Origin of the sequence: Bradyrhizobium sp. SZCCT0153, from assembly GCF_018129995.1 — a bacterium.
GTDB classification, from domain to species: Bacteria; Pseudomonadota; Alphaproteobacteria; order Rhizobiales; family Xanthobacteraceae; genus Bradyrhizobium; species Bradyrhizobium japonicum_G.
The window spans coordinates 31318-45792 of record NZ_JAFCKS010000010.1 but is presented as its reverse complement, the minus strand read 5'-3'; the positions used below and the strand labels follow the sequence as shown (position 1 = coordinate 45792).

14 protein-coding genes are annotated in these 14475 nt (G+C 65.0%); 5 read left to right on the top strand and 9 right to left on the bottom strand.

From position 1 onward, the window contains the following. Positions 1-241 precede the first annotated feature (241 nt). From JQ572_RS30595 to JQ572_RS30585, 3 genes are all read left to right on the top strand, one after another. Positions 242-1075, top strand: coding sequence for an outer membrane protein (locus tag JQ572_RS30595; RefSeq protein ID WP_211386551.1), 834 nt, complete (start codon positions 242-244; stop codon positions 1073-1075). Positions 1076-1436: 361 nt separating this feature from the next. Further along, complete coding sequence (locus JQ572_RS30590) at positions 1437-1823, top strand: ArsR/SmtB family transcription factor (RefSeq protein WP_211386714.1); 387 nt, start codon at positions 1437-1439, stop codon at positions 1821-1823. Positions 1824-1825: 2 nt separating this feature from the next. After that, complete coding sequence (locus JQ572_RS30585) at positions 1826-2317, top strand: SRPBCC family protein (RefSeq protein WP_211386550.1); 492 nt, start codon at positions 1826-1828, stop codon at positions 2315-2317. Between the two features lie 102 nt (positions 2318-2419). Here JQ572_RS30585 and JQ572_RS30580 read toward each other — a convergent pair whose 3' ends face one another. The 3 genes from JQ572_RS30580 to JQ572_RS30570 are packed head-to-tail and all read right to left on the bottom strand — an operon-like array spanning position 2420 to position 5554. Continuing rightward, a complete protein-coding gene (locus JQ572_RS30580) occupies positions 2420-3640 on the bottom strand; it encodes an ABC transporter substrate-binding protein (protein WP_211386549.1) in 1221 nt (406 codons plus the stop codon). Between the two features lie 18 nt (positions 3641-3658). Then, positions 3659-4633: a Bug family tripartite tricarboxylate transporter substrate binding protein gene (locus JQ572_RS30575; protein ID WP_211386548.1), complete on the bottom strand. Its 975-nt coding sequence runs from the start codon at positions 4631-4633 to the stop codon at positions 3659-3661. Positions 4634-4669: 36 nt separating this feature from the next. Beyond that, the gene (locus JQ572_RS30570; protein ID WP_211386547.1) at positions 4670-5554 is read right to left on the bottom strand and encodes an IclR family transcriptional regulator; all 885 of its coding nucleotides are present in this window, start codon (positions 5552-5554) and stop codon (positions 4670-4672) included. Between the two features lie 212 nt (positions 5555-5766). Here JQ572_RS30570 and JQ572_RS30565 point away from each other — a divergent pair, with 212 nt between their 5' ends. Beyond that, complete coding sequence (locus JQ572_RS30565) at positions 5767-6609, top strand: hypothetical protein (protein WP_211386546.1); 843 nt, start codon at positions 5767-5769, stop codon at positions 6607-6609. Positions 6610-6613: 4 nt separating this feature from the next. Here JQ572_RS30565 and JQ572_RS30560 read toward each other — a convergent pair whose 3' ends face one another. The 4 genes from JQ572_RS30560 to JQ572_RS30545 all read right to left on the bottom strand — a co-directional run bounded on the left by JQ572_RS30560 (position 6614) and on the right by JQ572_RS30545 (position 11121). Continuing rightward, the gene (locus tag JQ572_RS30560) at positions 6614-7825 is read right to left on the bottom strand and encodes an ABC transporter substrate-binding protein (protein WP_211386545.1); all 1212 of its coding nucleotides are present in this window, start codon (positions 7823-7825) and stop codon (positions 6614-6616) included. Positions 7826-7871: 46 nt separating this feature from the next. Beyond that, positions 7872-8723, bottom strand: a complete 852-nt coding sequence (locus JQ572_RS30555; protein WP_211386544.1) for a fumarylacetoacetate hydrolase family protein — start codon at positions 8721-8723, stop codon at positions 7872-7874. Between the two features lie 23 nt (positions 8724-8746). Next, entirely contained in the window at positions 8747-10255 is a 1509-nt protein-coding gene (mhpA, locus tag JQ572_RS30550) for a bifunctional 3-(3-hydroxy-phenyl)propionate/3-hydroxycinnamic acid hydroxylase MhpA (RefSeq protein WP_211386543.1), read from the bottom strand. 74 nt (positions 10256-10329) lie between these two features. Then, the gene (locus JQ572_RS30545) at positions 10330-11121 is read right to left on the bottom strand and encodes a DNA-binding transcriptional regulator (RefSeq protein ID WP_211386542.1); all 792 of its coding nucleotides are present in this window, start codon (positions 11119-11121) and stop codon (positions 10330-10332) included. Positions 11122-11267: 146 nt separating this feature from the next. On the opposite strand from JQ572_RS30545, the gene JQ572_RS30540 reads away from it, so the two are divergent. Further along, positions 11268-12251: a VOC family protein gene (locus JQ572_RS30540; protein ID WP_211386541.1), complete on the top strand. Its 984-nt coding sequence runs from the start codon at positions 11268-11270 to the stop codon at positions 12249-12251. A 32-nt stretch (positions 12252-12283) separates the two neighbouring features. Here JQ572_RS30540 and JQ572_RS30535 read toward each other — a convergent pair whose 3' ends face one another. Beyond that, on the bottom strand, positions 12284-12946 hold the full coding sequence (locus JQ572_RS30535) for a response regulator (RefSeq protein WP_211386540.1): 663 nt from the start codon (positions 12944-12946) through the stop codon (positions 12284-12286). After that, the gene (locus tag JQ572_RS30530; RefSeq protein ID WP_211386539.1) at positions 12943-14328 is read right to left on the bottom strand and encodes a sensor histidine kinase; all 1386 of its coding nucleotides are present in this window, start codon (positions 14326-14328) and stop codon (positions 12943-12945) included. Before JQ572_RS30530 ends, JQ572_RS30535 begins: the two co-directional genes overlap by 4 nt. Positions 14329-14475: the final 147 nt, after the last annotated feature.

Sequence of the window (14475 nt, the reverse complement as noted above, 5' to 3'; positions counted from 1 at the left end):
TTGTCGCGATGCGACATTGATGTGCGTGGCCCGCCGCTGTCGAAGGGTGATGCGTGGCCCCTGAGTCACACCCGTCATTCGTTTGTACGGTGGGGGGCGCACACTACGTCACAGTCCCTATGAACTTCGCGGCAGCCCAAGACGGCGAGCGGTCCACTCCCTATGCACAATCTGCGCCGGCTGCTTCCACCGCGCACATTCGAAAACACGAGCTTGGCTCGCGTGGGGCAAGGAGACTGGAATGAAGAAGTTTTTGCTGGTGGTCGCATCGGTTGTCCTGGGCACCGCGTCCGTGTCCGCTGCGGATCTCGCGGCTCACTACACCAAGGCGCCCGTGATGGCGCCGGCCTACAACTGGACCGGCTTCTATGTCGGCGCCAACGTCGGCGGACAATGGGGTAGCGCCGATCCGGGCACCTCGACCGTGTTCGATCCCGCCGGCTATTTCGCGAGCTCCAGTGTTCCTGCGATTGCAGCTGTCGGCGCCCAGCGCGTCAACAGCTCGAGTGTCACTGGCGGTTTTGCCGCCGGCTACAACTGGCAGGTCAACAACGCCGTGCTCGGTCTCGAAGGCGACATCAACTATTTCGGCTTCAAGGGCAGTGCGTCCGGGTCGGCGCTCTATCCCTGCTGCGCCCCGACCGGCTTCACCGTGTCCTCGCAGGTCTCGGCCGACTGGCTCGCCACCGTCCGGGGCCGTATCGGCTTCCTGGCTGCTCCGACCTGGCTGCTCTACGCCACCGGTGGCGCTGCAATCTCCGAGGTGAAGGGTAATTTCAACTTCACCGACACATTCTCCGCGGCGACGGAGTCGGCGGCGATCCGCGACACGCGCCTCGGCTGGACCGCAGGTGTTGGCACCGAATACGCGTTCGGCGGCGGCTGGTCGCTCAAGGCCGAATACCTCTATGTTGACCTCGGCCGCACAACGGCGACCAGCACCAACCTGATTGGATTTGCTGGCACGGTGCCATTCCCGAGCAACGTCTACACCCACTCGGTGGACATCAAGTCGAACATCGTGCGCGTCGGCGTGAACTACAAGTTCGGCGGACCTGTCGTCGCCAGATACTGAGCTTCATCCCGTTCCGAATCTGGCTTGGAAAGCCCCGGCTCGCCCGGGGCTTTCTGTTTTCGAGGTGACAAGGACACGCGCTTGATGAGCAGGTTGCCGACGCCCCCAGCGCCATTCGTGCCTGCAAACCGCGTCCCGCCTCAATTCACAATTGCGCGTTGGAAGTTCCGCAGCGGACCCTCTAACCGCGCCGAGCTTGTAATTCACGCCGACGCGAATGACGTCGTTGCGCACGGTTGATTGAGTCCCATGGGCGGGAAGCCGGGATCGTCGCGAAGCGCGCGGCCACGCCGCTGGATTAACTTAGCTTGTTGGCTAACAATCCTTGACGTGGGTTCGCGGCGAGTCTATAGTTAGCTACATGGCTAACCAATTGTCCCGATTGGATCAGATCTTCGCAGCGCTTGCCGACCCGACACGGCGGGCGATCGTGATGCGGCTGTGCGCCGGCGAGGCGTCGGTCGGCGAACTCGCCGATCCCTTCGAGATGGCGCTGCCGAGCTTGATGAAACACATCCACGTGCTGGAGACGAGTGGGCTCGTTCTGACGGAGAAATCCGGCCGCGTGCGCACCTGCCGCCTCAGCCCGGACGCACTCCTCGGCGCTGAGGACTGGTTCCAGCAGCAGCGCGCGATCTGGGAAGCGCGGCTCGATCGGTTCGAAGCTTACGTGATGCAACTGAAGAAAGAGAAGGAGAGGGCGGCCGCAAAGCGACCGTCCCGAACAACCAAACGGAAAGGTGCCTGACGATGACCAATTCTGCCAATCCCGCCTTGTCGCAATGGTCGCTCGACCGCGAGATCGTGATGTCCCGCGTGATCGATGCGCCGCGCGATCTGGTGTTCGAGGCGTGGTCCGACCCAAAGCACCTGCCGCAATGGTTCGGGCCGAAGGGCTTCGAGGTCGAGACCTTCGAGATCGACGTGCGCGTCGGCGGGGTCTGGCGTTTCAACATGATCGGCCCCGACGGCACGGTCTATCCGAACCGGATGCGCTTCCGCCGCATCGAGCGGCCGTCTCTGATGGAGATGGATCACGGTACCGACCAGGACGATGATCCCGGCATGTTCCGCTTTACCGTCACCTTCGCCGAGCAAAGCAACGGCAAGACCGTGCTGATGATGCGGCAACTGGCCTCGAGCACGGAGCAGCGCGACGGCATGATCGGCTTCGGTGCCGTCGAATACGGCTACCAGACGCTGGACAAGCTCGCGGCCTATGTGGGCGGGATGAAGCGGTGAGGCGCAGCCTTCGCGGTTCGCCTGCCACGCGCTCAGTCGTCATGCCTGGGCTTGACCCGGGCATGACGAGAGGAGGAAATAGGGCCGTCTCGCTGGATGGCTTCACTCCTTCGCTTCGTCCGCGACGATGTCACCGAGATTCTGCCAGCGCTGGCCGTCGAACTGCACCATCTGGAACTGCTTGTTGACGCGGTAGTCGGTCGGCGTCGTCGTCACCGAGATGCCCGGCAACGTCAGGTCAAGCACGACGTTCTTGAGGCTGGCGGCCTGGCGCATCACGTTCTCGCGGGTGAGGTCATCGCCGCATTGCTTCAGCACCTGCACCAGGAGCTGCGCGGTGATGTAGCCGTAGACGTTCAGGTTCGAATCCCTGTCGCCGTCCGGGTAGTATTTCGCCATGAAGGCGAGATAGCGCTTCATGCCGGGATCGTCCTTCCACTCGGGATCGGCGGAATCCTTGACATAGCCGACGCTGACGACGCCCTTGGCATTGTCGAGCCCGGCGGGCTTCAGCACCGCGCTGACCGAGGAAGCGTTGATGTCGATGATGTGCAGCGGCTTCCAGCCGATCTCGGCAACCTTCTTGATCGCCTGTGCGGCCTGTTTCGGCGTCGTGGCGCTGAACAGCACGTCGGCGCCGGCATCCTTCAGCCGCAGGATCTGGGAGTCGATGGTCGGCTCAGTGATCTCGTAGGATGTCTCCGCCACGATCATCTTCGCCTTGTCACCGAGACCTGCTTTGAAGCCGGCGAGGTAGTCCTTGCCGAGATCGTCGTTCTGGTAGAGCACGCCGATCCTGGCGTTCGGATAGTTCTTCAGAAGATATTGCGCATAGATCCGCCCCTCCACGAGGTAGGAAGGGTTGAAGCCCATGGTCCAGGGGAAGTTCTTCGGATCGGTGAAGCGCGCCGCGCCCGTTGCCGCGAAGATCTGCGGAACCTTTTTGGCGTTGAGATATTTCTGCACGGCGACGTTCGGTGCGGTGCCGATGATCTGGAAGGTCAGCAGCACCTCGTCGCTCTCGACCAGCCTGCGGATCTGCTCCACCGTCTTCGGCGGCGAATAGGCGTCGTCATACTGGATCAGACTGATCTTGCGCCCGTTTACGCCGCCCTGATCGTTGATCATCGTCATGTAGGCGGCCTGGGTCTTGCCGATCACGGCATAGGCGGAGGCCGGGCCGCTGAGCGGCACGGTCTGGCCGACCTTGATCTCGGTGTCGGAGGCGCCGGGATCGTATTTCTTCTGCGCCTGCGCGACCTGGATCGACAGCGCGACAACCAGCCCCGAGGCTGCGGCGAGCTTGAGAAGAGCGTTCGTCATTTCCATTCCCTGTGATCGTCATTCGCCCTTGAGACCGGCCTCGCGGATCAGTCCGGTCCACTTTTTCGTCTCGTTGTCGATGAACTGGCCGAACTCGGCGGCGGTGCCGGCGCGCACCTCGAGGCCCTGGGCGGTCAGCTTGTCCTTGATCGCGGGTTCGGCGAGCGCCCGCAAGACTTCGGCCTGCAGCTTGTCGACGATTGCGCGCGGCGTGATCGATGGCGCCATGAAGCCGTACCAGCCGGCGGCCGCGACGTTGGGAAAGCCCTGCTCGCGCAAGGTCGGCGCGTGCGGGTAGAGCGCGCTGCGCTCGGGTGAGGCGACGCCGAGCACGATGAACTTGCCGCTCTGGATATAGGGCAGAGCGGTCGGCAGGGCCGTCAGCGTGGCATCGACGCGGCCGGCGAGCAGCTCCGTGTAGGACGCCGCATCGCCGCGGAAAGGAATGTTGAGACCCTTGACGCCAGCGTCCCTGAACAGAAGTTCGCCGGCGAGATGCGGCTGCGAGCCGGCGCCGGGCGAGGCGAAGGTCAGGCCATCCGGCTTCGATTTGCCGTAGGCGATTAATTCGGGGAGCGTCTTGAACGGCGCGTCCGCGCTGATGATCAGGAATAGCGGTGCGATCACCGCCATCGCGACCGGCTGCAGATCCTTGCGCTCGTAGGTCAGTTTGCCGAACAGCGCCTCGGCGGTGGCGTAGGGTGCGGCGACGTAAAGAATGGTGTAGCCGTCGCCCGGCGCATGCGCGACCGTATCGTTGGCGATGCGCGTGCCGGCGCCCGGCTTGTTCTCGACGATGAATTGCTGGTGCAGGCTGCGGCCGAACTCTTCGGCGAGCAGCCGCAGCGAGATGTCGTTGGAGCCGCCGGGCCCGTAGGGCGAGATCAGCCGCACCAGGCGCGACGGCCAGGCGTCCTCAGCGCGTACGGAGAATGGAAGCCCGGACAGGGAAAGGGCGAGAGTGCCCAACAATGTTCGGCGCGTGACGGTCATGATGGCCTCCCGGTGGTGGAGCGCCAGTATTCCTGTTCATTTCCTGGCCCTCTTCTTGTTTTGCTTTTGTGTCTCGGCCGCCGGCCCCGCCGCGCCGATGATGGCGCGGATGCTGTCGGCGAGGGCGGCAATGCGCGGGCCGATCTCGCCCTCCAATTGGCCGGGCTGGAGCCGGAACGCGGGGATGCCGCAATTGATGGAGAACGACCGCTTCGTCTCATCGGCATGAAACAGCGGGGCGGCGACGGCGTGGATCGACGCCATGTATTCGCCCCAGCAGGTGCAGAAGCCGCGGCTGGCGCATTGCGTGAGGCCGGCGCGATATCTGTCGCGAAAGGCCGACCACAGCTCGGCATCCTCGCTTGCGATCCGCTCTTCGAGAAGCGCTGCATCGGCAGGCGGCAACGTTGCCGCCGCGGCGCGGCCCATTGCCGTCATCACCACGGGAATGGGCATGCCGATGTCGGGGACGTGCGGGCCGACATCGCCGGAGCGCGCGGTTTCGATATAGATCATCGACGTGCCGTCGAGCAGACCGATCGAGACCGTGCCGCGCACGCTCTGCGCCAGTTCCTGCATCATGGGACGTGCGACCTGGCGGAACTGCATGTCGGCCAGCAGCGGATGCGCCATCCGCAAAGCCCGTGCTCCGACGCGATATTTGGCGCGTTCGGCGTCGTAGCGGAGGTAGCCGAGCTCGGCGAGCGTATGCGTCAGCCGCGCCACCGTCGGGCGCGGAATCCCCGTCAGGGTCGAGAGCTCCATGTTGCCGAGAAGTGTCGTTCCGGCCTTGAAGGCTTCGAGCACCACGAGGCCCTTTGCCAGCGTCGTCGCGAACGCGGCGTCATCGCCACTCGAGGCCAGCACTGCGGCCGCGGATGAGGAGGCGGGAGGCGGTTTGGTCCGGACGCGTTGAGCCATGCCGAGTTTAATGGACCTGCTGCGTTCGCTTGTCCAATAAATTCGAGAATCTCGCCTTCTCCGTCCAATATGTGGACGAAATCGGCGCGGTCACTGCCGGCAAAAAAGACCCGCGCGAGCGAAGCCGCGCACAGATTTTTGTCGTGATTCCACGGCGTTCCGTGACAGGATTATTACGAAGACGTGTCACATCGATTACAGCGGAGCGATTCATGTTGCAGTGGCAGGCGCGGTCAAATCCCCTCGCGTGGTGGTGGGGGTCCCTGACGCTCGTCAGCAGTGCCAACATCCTCGTCTGGTTCATGCTCTACCGCGAGTTCTATCCAACGGTTGCCGGCAGTGTCGGCGGCGGCTCGGATATCGGACTGATGTTCCTGCTCTGCGCAGGCTATGTGTTCGGCTGCGCCTTCCGCTCGTTCCTGCCGCGCGCCGACGTGCAACGCATCTGCCTTTTCGACACCTGGCTCTCCAGCGTCTTCGTCGGCCGCACGGTGGCGACCGTGGCGGAAGTCTGCTTCGCCGCGCAATGGGCGGTTATCCTGCACCAGCTCGGCACCATGACTGGCGCCGAGACCGTCGTGAATATCGCGTGGGTCATCGTGCCGATCATCATCATCGCGGAGTGCTTCTCCTGGTACGCGGTCGTGACCACCAACTTCCTCTACAACGCGATCGAGAACTCGCTGTGGGCGGTGACGTTCTTCCTCGCGGGCATCGCGCTGTGCCGGCTGATGCCTGAATTCCGGGGACCGGTGCGCTGGGCGTTGATTGCCGGCATCGTCGGCATCGCCTGTTTCCTCGCCTTCCTCGTCACCGTCGACGTCCCGATGTATCTCAGCCGCTGGCGGGCCGGGCATGAAGAGGGCAACAGATTCCTCGGCCTCCTCGAAGGCCTGCACGACGTCTCGACGCGATGGGTCGTGACCCACGACATCGCGCACTGGAAGGGCGAGCTGACCTGGATGTTCCTGTATTTCACCGCGGCGGTGTGGTCGAGCCTCGCGCTCTGCGCGCTTTACGCCATGGAAGGCTATCTCACGCGCTACCTCGCCTGACGGCTTACTTGCCGACCAGGCCGCACTTGCTGCGTTCAAGCGGGCGGAAGGCCTGGTCGGGCGGGATGGTTGCGACCAGCTTGACGAAGTCCCAGGGTCCTTTCGATTCCTCCGGCGTCTTGACCTGCACCAAATAGAGATCGTGCACCATGCGCTGGTCCTCGCGGATGCGACCATTGGGCGTGTAAGCGTCGGAGATGGGCGTCGCCTTCATCTTCGCCATCACGGCCGCGCTGTCGTCCGAGTCGGTATCCTTCACGGCTTGGAGATAGTGGCGCACGGCGGAATAGACTCCGGCCTGGATCTGCGAGGGCATCGCTTTGCGGCGAGCGAAGAACGCATCGGAGAATCTCCGGGCTGCCGGCGAGATGTCCTCGAAGAACGAGGTGACGATGAGATCGCCGCGCGTCGCCTTCAACCCGACGGCCTCGATATCGACGTTCTGGAACGACATCGGCACGATCTTGATGCCCTGGTCGGCAAGACCGAATTCTTCCGCCTGCTTGATCGCCGTGGCGTTGTCGCCGGCGAGGTTGATCGCGAGAATCTTTGCGCTCGAGGACTGCGCCTGAAGCAGGAACGAGCTGTAGTCGGGCGTGCCGAGCTGCGCCTTGACGCTGCCGGCGACCTTGCCGCCGAGCTCGGTGATGCGGGCGCGCGCGGTTGCCTCGATCGAATGGCCGAAGGCGTAGTCGCCGGTGATGAAGAACCACGGCTCCTTGCTGGTCTGCATGATGCCGGAGACCACTGCGGTCGCGGTCGAATAGGCGTCCTGGGTCCACTGCACGCTACTCGGTGCACAGGCTCCGTCGGTGAGCTGGTTGGCGCCAGCGCCGGAGACGAGGAAGATTTTTCCGTTGCCGCGCACCAGTTCCTGCACCGCGAGCGCGGCACCGGAACTGCCGCCGTCCGCGATCGCCTGCACGCCGTCGCTGAACCATTTGCGGGCGAGCGAGGCCGCAAGGTCCGGCTTGTTCTGGTGGTCGGCCTGTAGGATCTCGATCGGCTTGCCGTTGATCTTGCCGCCGAACTCCTCCGCCGCCATCCGCGCCGCCTCGACCGAGCCCGGGCCCATCGCGGTCGCGAAGATGCCGTTCATGTCGGTGAGGACACCGATGCGGACGGCCTCGCCCTTGATTTCCGCGTGGGCGATGGTGCCTGCGAGCGTCAGCGTGATCAGCAGGATGGCGGTCGATGTCGTGCGAAGCGTGCTCATGGCGTTTCCTGATTTTGTTGTCGTTGATTGATCTTGGCGTTGGCGGTCAGGCCGGTTCGGCGATGACCTTGTTGCGCAAGGTTCCGATGCCGGAGATCTCGACCTCGACGGTGTCGCCGGGGCGCATCCACAGCGGCGGCGTGCGCTTTGCGCCGACGCCGCCGGGCGTGCCCGTGACAATGACATCGCCGGGGACAAGGGGGCAGATCGTCGCGATGTAGGCGATCAGCTCGGGGATGCCGGTGATCAGGAGATCGGTGGTGGTGTCCTGTACCACGGTGCCGTTCAGGCGCGTCCGCAAGGTAAGCTTCGACGGATCGGCGATCTCGTCGGCCGTCACCAGCCACGGACCAAAACTGCCGCTCTCCGAAAAGGTCTTGCCGGAGAGGAACTGGCTGGTGTGGCGCTGCCAGTCTCGGATGCTGCCCTCGTTGTAGCAGGAATAGCCGGCGATGTGGTCGAGCGCGCGGTTCGCGGGGATGTGCCGTCCTTCCTTGCCGATGACGAGCGCAAGCTCGCCCTCATAGTCGAAATCGTCGCTGACCTTCGGCTTCACGATCGGCTGGAGATGGCCGACCTGGCTGCACGGAAAGCGCACGAACAGCGCCGGCTTCTCGGTGACGGTGCGCCCGGTCTCGGCGACGTGGTCGCGATAGTTCAGGCCGACGCAGATGATCTTGCCGGGATCGGGGATGACGGGCGCGAAGCTGATCTTGTCGAGGGAATGATCGGGCGCCGTGGACGCGACGAGCTTTGCCGCCTCGGCAACGCGACCAGCTTCGAGCAGCTGCCGCAGCGTCGAGCAGCCTGTCATGCGTGCCCCGAGATCGACGACGCCGTTGTCCTTGACGGCCCCGAAGGAGGCATGGCCGTCGGCGATGAAAGAGAGAAGCTTCATGAGGTGTCCTTGAGCGAAGTCGGTCAGGCCGCGGACGGCACGTGGGTTGGAGGCGTGATGGCGGCAATCAGCCGGTCGAGCTCGGTACCGTTGCGGGCGCTACCGCGGACGTAGCGGTCGGGGCGAACCAGTGCGGCGATGATGCCGTGCTCGCGCAACCATGATCCGACACCTTCGGCGTCGTCGCTGGTCAGGATTTCGATTCCAGCTTGCGAAAGAGCGAGACGCGATGGCGGCGCGGCCGCGGTCTCGACCAGCAGCACATGGCTGTAGCCGGTCCGGTCGTCGCTGCGGCGACCGTCGTTCAGCTCGAACTGCGGCACGAGATGTCCGGCGAGAGGCAGATCGCCGAGCACGAGTCCGGGGCCGAGCAGGGGCTTCTTCACCTCGAGCCTGACCGGTGCATTCGCGCGCGCCTCGCCGGCGGCAAGGCCCGCTTCGATCGCCTTGGTGTTGATGATGCCGCCGAGGCGGATAGCGAGCTCGATGAACTCGCGCACATGCGGTTGGCGCTCGCTCTGATAGGTGTCGAGCATATCAGGCGTGGCGCGGTCACGGATGACGCTGGCGAGTTTCCAGGCGAGGTTGGCGGCATCGCGGATGCCGGCGCACATGCCCTGGCCGAGGAAGGGCGGGGTCTGGTGTGCGGAATCGCCCGCGAGCAGCAGACGACCGCTGCGCCATTGCTGCGCGATGACGGAATGAAAGGTGTAGACCGCGGCGCGCTCGAGTTCGGCATCCTCGGGCGTGATCCAGCGCGACAGCAGCTTCCAGACATTTGCCGGCTGGGTCACCTCCTGGGAGTCCTCGTCCGGAAGCACGGTGATCTCCCAGCGTCGCCGCGTGCCCGTGCCCCGGACATAGGTCGCCGGTCGGCGTGGATCGCAATGCTGGATGCTGTAGTCGCCGAGATCGTCGCGGTCGCGCTTGAGCAGCACGTCGATCACCAGCCAGCGCTCGTGGAAGCCGAGGTCGTCCATGCCGGAGCCGATGAAGCGGCGCACCAGCGAGCGGGCACCGTCGCAACCGATGACGTAGCGGACGCGGACTTCGCTCAGCCTCCCGCTGGAGACGTCCTCGTAGCGGACGCGCACGCCGGTGTCGTCCTGATCCAGCGCGAACACGTCGCAGCGATTGCGCAAGGTGACGTGCGGCCAGCGTGACAGGCCGGCGATCAGCACGTCCTCCAGGTCGGGCTGGTGGAAGCGATAGCTGAGATTCCAGCCCATCTGCGTAGGGGTTTGCGGCCGCGACCAGTCCAGCAGCATCTTGCCGTCGGCATCCAGAAACAGCATGCCGGGGCTGAGGATTGTCTGCGGCAGGATCGCCTCGGCGAGACCGATGGTCTGGAACACGCGCATGCACTCATCGTCGAAATGCACGGCACGCGGCAAATGATAGGTCCGCGCCTCGCGCTCCAGCACCAGCGTGCGAACGCCGCACAGGCCGAGCAAGTTTGCGAACGTGGCGCCGACCGGGCCGCGGCCGACGATCACGACGTCATAATCTTCAGGGACGGATTTATCTTGCATGGGGTATCTCTTCCCCAGGCGATGCCACCGCATCAACGCCGCCGCGCCAAGTGTCCGCCCAGCGGACGGCTCGCCTAGATCTCGACGGGAATGGCCGACGCCGTCTCCTGAAGCTGCGCCGCAAACTGCGCCACGGCTTCCTCAATCTTGAGGGCCGAGCGGATCCAGATGATGGAGATGCAGCCGAACACCGCGCCGTTGCGCACGATGGGCACGGCGATCGAGGCGGTCTTGGGATTGTATTCGCCCTCGCTGCGGATCGCGTAGCCACGCGCCTGCGTCTCGGCGATCATGCGGTCGAGGCGGGCTTCGTCGAGAAAGGGGCGATCTTCGGCCTCGTCGATCCGGCGGAGATGATTGACGATCAGGTCGCGCTCGCGCGCGGGGCTGGCGGCGAGATAGGCGCGGCCCGCGGACGTCCGCAGCATCGGCAGGCGCTTGCCGATCATGCCGCGGTCGATCGAGAGCGGGCTGCGCGAATGCGTGGTCTCCTGCACCACCATCGCGGCGTTTTCGTAAGTCGAGAGATCGACCGGCCAGACCAGGGTCTTGCTCAGTTCGGCCAGATAAGGTGCCGCCGCCTGGCAGATCACCACGCCGGGATCGTACCCGTCGCCAAGGCTGAGCGCACGCCGGGTCACACGAAAACGGTCGTCGCTGGCGCTGCGTGCGACATAGCCGAGTTCCTCGAGCGTCTCGAGCAGGCGGTAGACGGTCGGGCGAGGCAGGTCGAGCGCGCGGGCGACATCGCCGGCGCGGATGCCGCCGGAGCGGTTGACTTCGTGCAGCACGTCCAGCCCACGCTTGAACGCGCGGACGCCCTCAGACTGCCGCGGCTGACCGTTCGGCGTCCGCTCCTTGGACACTTCGCATTTCCTCCCTTGTAGCCTGCGGCCTCGCGATTATCGTCTTTGCGAACGCGAGGCGATTGCGGGATGCCACCGTAGGGTCGCGCGCGGCCGGTATCAAGTTCGCCGCAGTGCGGCGGACGCGATGCCTCGGGAGGAATTCGATGGAAATCACCGCGCTCGGCTATATCGGGATCAATTCATCCCAGCTCGACCAATGGGGCCGGATGGCGACCGGGCTGCTCGGTATGCAGCAGATCGATCGCGGCGGCAGGATGCGCGCATTCCGCATGGACGATCGGAAGCAGCGGCTGATCGTCGATGGCAGCAGCGATGCCGGGCTGGCGGTGATGGGCTGGGAAGTTCCGTCGACCGCCGAGCTCGATCAGCTGGCCGCGCGGCTGGAAAGCCATAGCGTGAAGGTGACGCGCGGCTCGCGCGCGCTCGCCGACGAACGTCATGTCGCCGAGCTGATCACGTTCGCGGACCCTGCCGGCAACCGGCTTGAGGCCTTCTGCAAGCCCGAGCTTGCGACCGAGCCGTTCAAGCCGGGCCGGCCGATCTCGGGTTTTCGTACCGGAGCCCTCGGCATGGGTCACGTCGTGATGAACGTGGAAGACGTCGAGCCGTTGCTGCCGTTCTATCGTGACGTACTAGGCTTTCACGTTTCCGATTTCGGCCTCAAGCCCTACGGGCTCTATTTCTTCCACGTCAACGGCCGCCACCACTCCTTTGCGATGGTTGGCTCGGGGCGGAAAGCGCTGCACCATTTCATGGTCGAGCTTGGCAGCCTCGACGATGTCGGGCAGGGCTACGACCTCGCGCAGATGGACGACGGCCGCGTCGCCTACACGCTCGGACGGCATACCAACGACCACATGACCTCGTTCTACGTGAACACGCCGTCCGGTTTCTTCATCGAATATGGCTGGGGCGGGCGGATCATCGATCCCGAGACCTGGCAGCCGCACGAGACTTTTGACGGCCCGTCGCTGTGGGGCCACGAGCGGCTGACCATGCCGGAAGAGCAACGCAAGCGGCTGCGTGACATGCGGCTCGACGCGGCATCCCGTGGCGTGCGCGTCGCCGACCCGCGCGTGCCGCCCCTGAACTGCGCGTGGCTGGATTCGGTGGTCGCGCGCGAATGATCCGCCGCCAAGAATGATAGTGCAGACGGCGATCAAGCCTCGCCGAGATCGACCTCTGTCAATATGCCCTGGCGCAGCGCCAGCCGGACCAGCTCGATGTCGGACCCGACGCCGAGCTTGTCCTTGATCATGGAATGAAGGTTCGCCACCGTCTTCGGACTGACATGGAGCGTCTCGGCGATCTCCTCCGTCGTGTTCTCGGCGAGCAGCAGCCGCAGCACCTCGAACTCGCGCGGCGTGAGGACGTCGGCGGCCGAGTTCTCGCCACTGATCCGGCTGAGCGCGAGCTCGTGGTCGATGTCGGGGCTGATGGCGATCTTGCCGGCGAGCACATCCATCACGGCACGGACCAGCGTCTCCGGCGGGCTGGTCTTGGTGACATAGCCTCTGGCGCCGGCGCGGATCGCCTGCACGGCAAAGCCGGCATTTTCGTGCATGGTGAAAACCAGGATTCTCGCGCTCTTGTCCCATTGCCTGATGCGTCTGATGGCCTCGATACCGCCGATGCCGGGCATGCTCAGATCCATGATAACGAGATCTGGCGTCTCGGATTTGTACAGACGGTAGGCCTCCGCGCCGTCGGCGGCTTCGGCGATGACCCGAAGCCCCGGCTGCTTCTGAAGCACGGAGCGATAGCCCTCGCGGACGACGGAATGGTCGTCCACCAGCAAAATGGTCGCGCCGGCCGCGCTCATGCGGCGTCCTCCAGCGGAATCCGATCGGCGGCGGCGAGCGGAATGACCACGCGCAATGCGGAGCCACCGTTCGGCGCGGTCTCGAAGCTCAACTGGCCGCGCAGGGCCGCGACGCGCTCGCGCATGCCGAGCAGGCCCATTCCTGATTTTGCGACGGGATCGGTCGACCGTCCGTCATCGTCGATCGCAAGTGCGATCTCGCGGGTGCGCATGGTCAATTCCAGGCTCACCTTCGTGGCGCTGGCATGCTTGGCGGCATTGGTGAGCGCCTCCTGCACGATCCGGTAGAGGCTGGCGCTGATCGTGACCGGCAGCGTGTCGAACGCCCCGTGGAAACGGATGGTGAAGCGCGTTTCTCCGCGGCTGCGTCCGTTCCATCCCGCGACCAGGCCTTCGAGGCTGGCGACAAGCCCGAGCTCCTCGACGTCCGGCGGGCGCAGCCGGAACAGCGCACCGCGCAGCGTCTCCATCATGCCGGTTGCGGTCCGCGCGATGCCGTCGCATTCGCCGAGCAGGGACGGGCAGTCCTGCGCGGCGGTCTGGCGGGCGGATGCGGCGAGCGCGCGGATTGCGGCGAGCGACTGGCCGAACTCGTCATGCAGCTCGCGCGCGAGATGGCGGCGTTCCTCATCCTGGAGCGCGATCAGCTTGCGCGTCAGCTCGCTGCGTTCGGCAAGCGCGATGTCGAGGCTTTCGGCGAGATGGTTGAAGACGTCTCTGATCGCGGAGAGCTCGGCAAGGTCGAACGGCGGCAGCCGCGCGGCGAGGTCGCCGTCGGCAATCCGCTCGAGGCCGGTGCGTATCATGCGGGTCGGACGCAGCGCACGGGCAAGGGCGGCATAAACCAGCGTGCACAACAACGGCAGTGCGATCGCAAGCGCGAGCATCAGGCGGCCGGCCTCGTGCCAGGCCTCGGCCGTCTGCACGGCCGGATCGACCGAGACCACAGTCTCGCCGAGCTTCGTTCCGCGCACGATCACGGGCCGTACCGCCGCGCGGCCGGGGTCGAACAGGCTGCGATAGAAGGCCGCGAAGACTTGCGGCGGCAGCCTCGCCGGAATCGGCGCACCGCTACAGAAGCGCTGGAGGATATCGCCGCTTGCGCCACGGAATGCCAGACACAGGCCGGGCGTCATCACATAGGCCGAAACGGGATCAAGATTGGGAAAGTCCGAGCGTGGGCTGGCCACCCATTGGATTTTGCCTTGTTGCAGCTCCAGCGACTTCGCCACGATGGCGGCGATATCGTCGATGCGGGCATGGGCCGCACGATCGGCGGTAATCAGGAAATAGGCGGAGATCGCGGCGAAGCAGGCGGCCGATATGGCGGCCACGCGCAACGTCAGACGGACCTTGAGATCGAACCTCGGACGGTTCCACATTGGCGGGCACCTGGCGCGAACGGGTTTGTCGCTTCCGCATTAGACGGCAGAACGCAACCGGCGGAAAGCCGCCAGGCGCTACCGCGGTGCACCGTCGTGAAAATTTCCCGGTGCTGGCCGGGACCTGCGCCGCTGCAGGGCCTGATT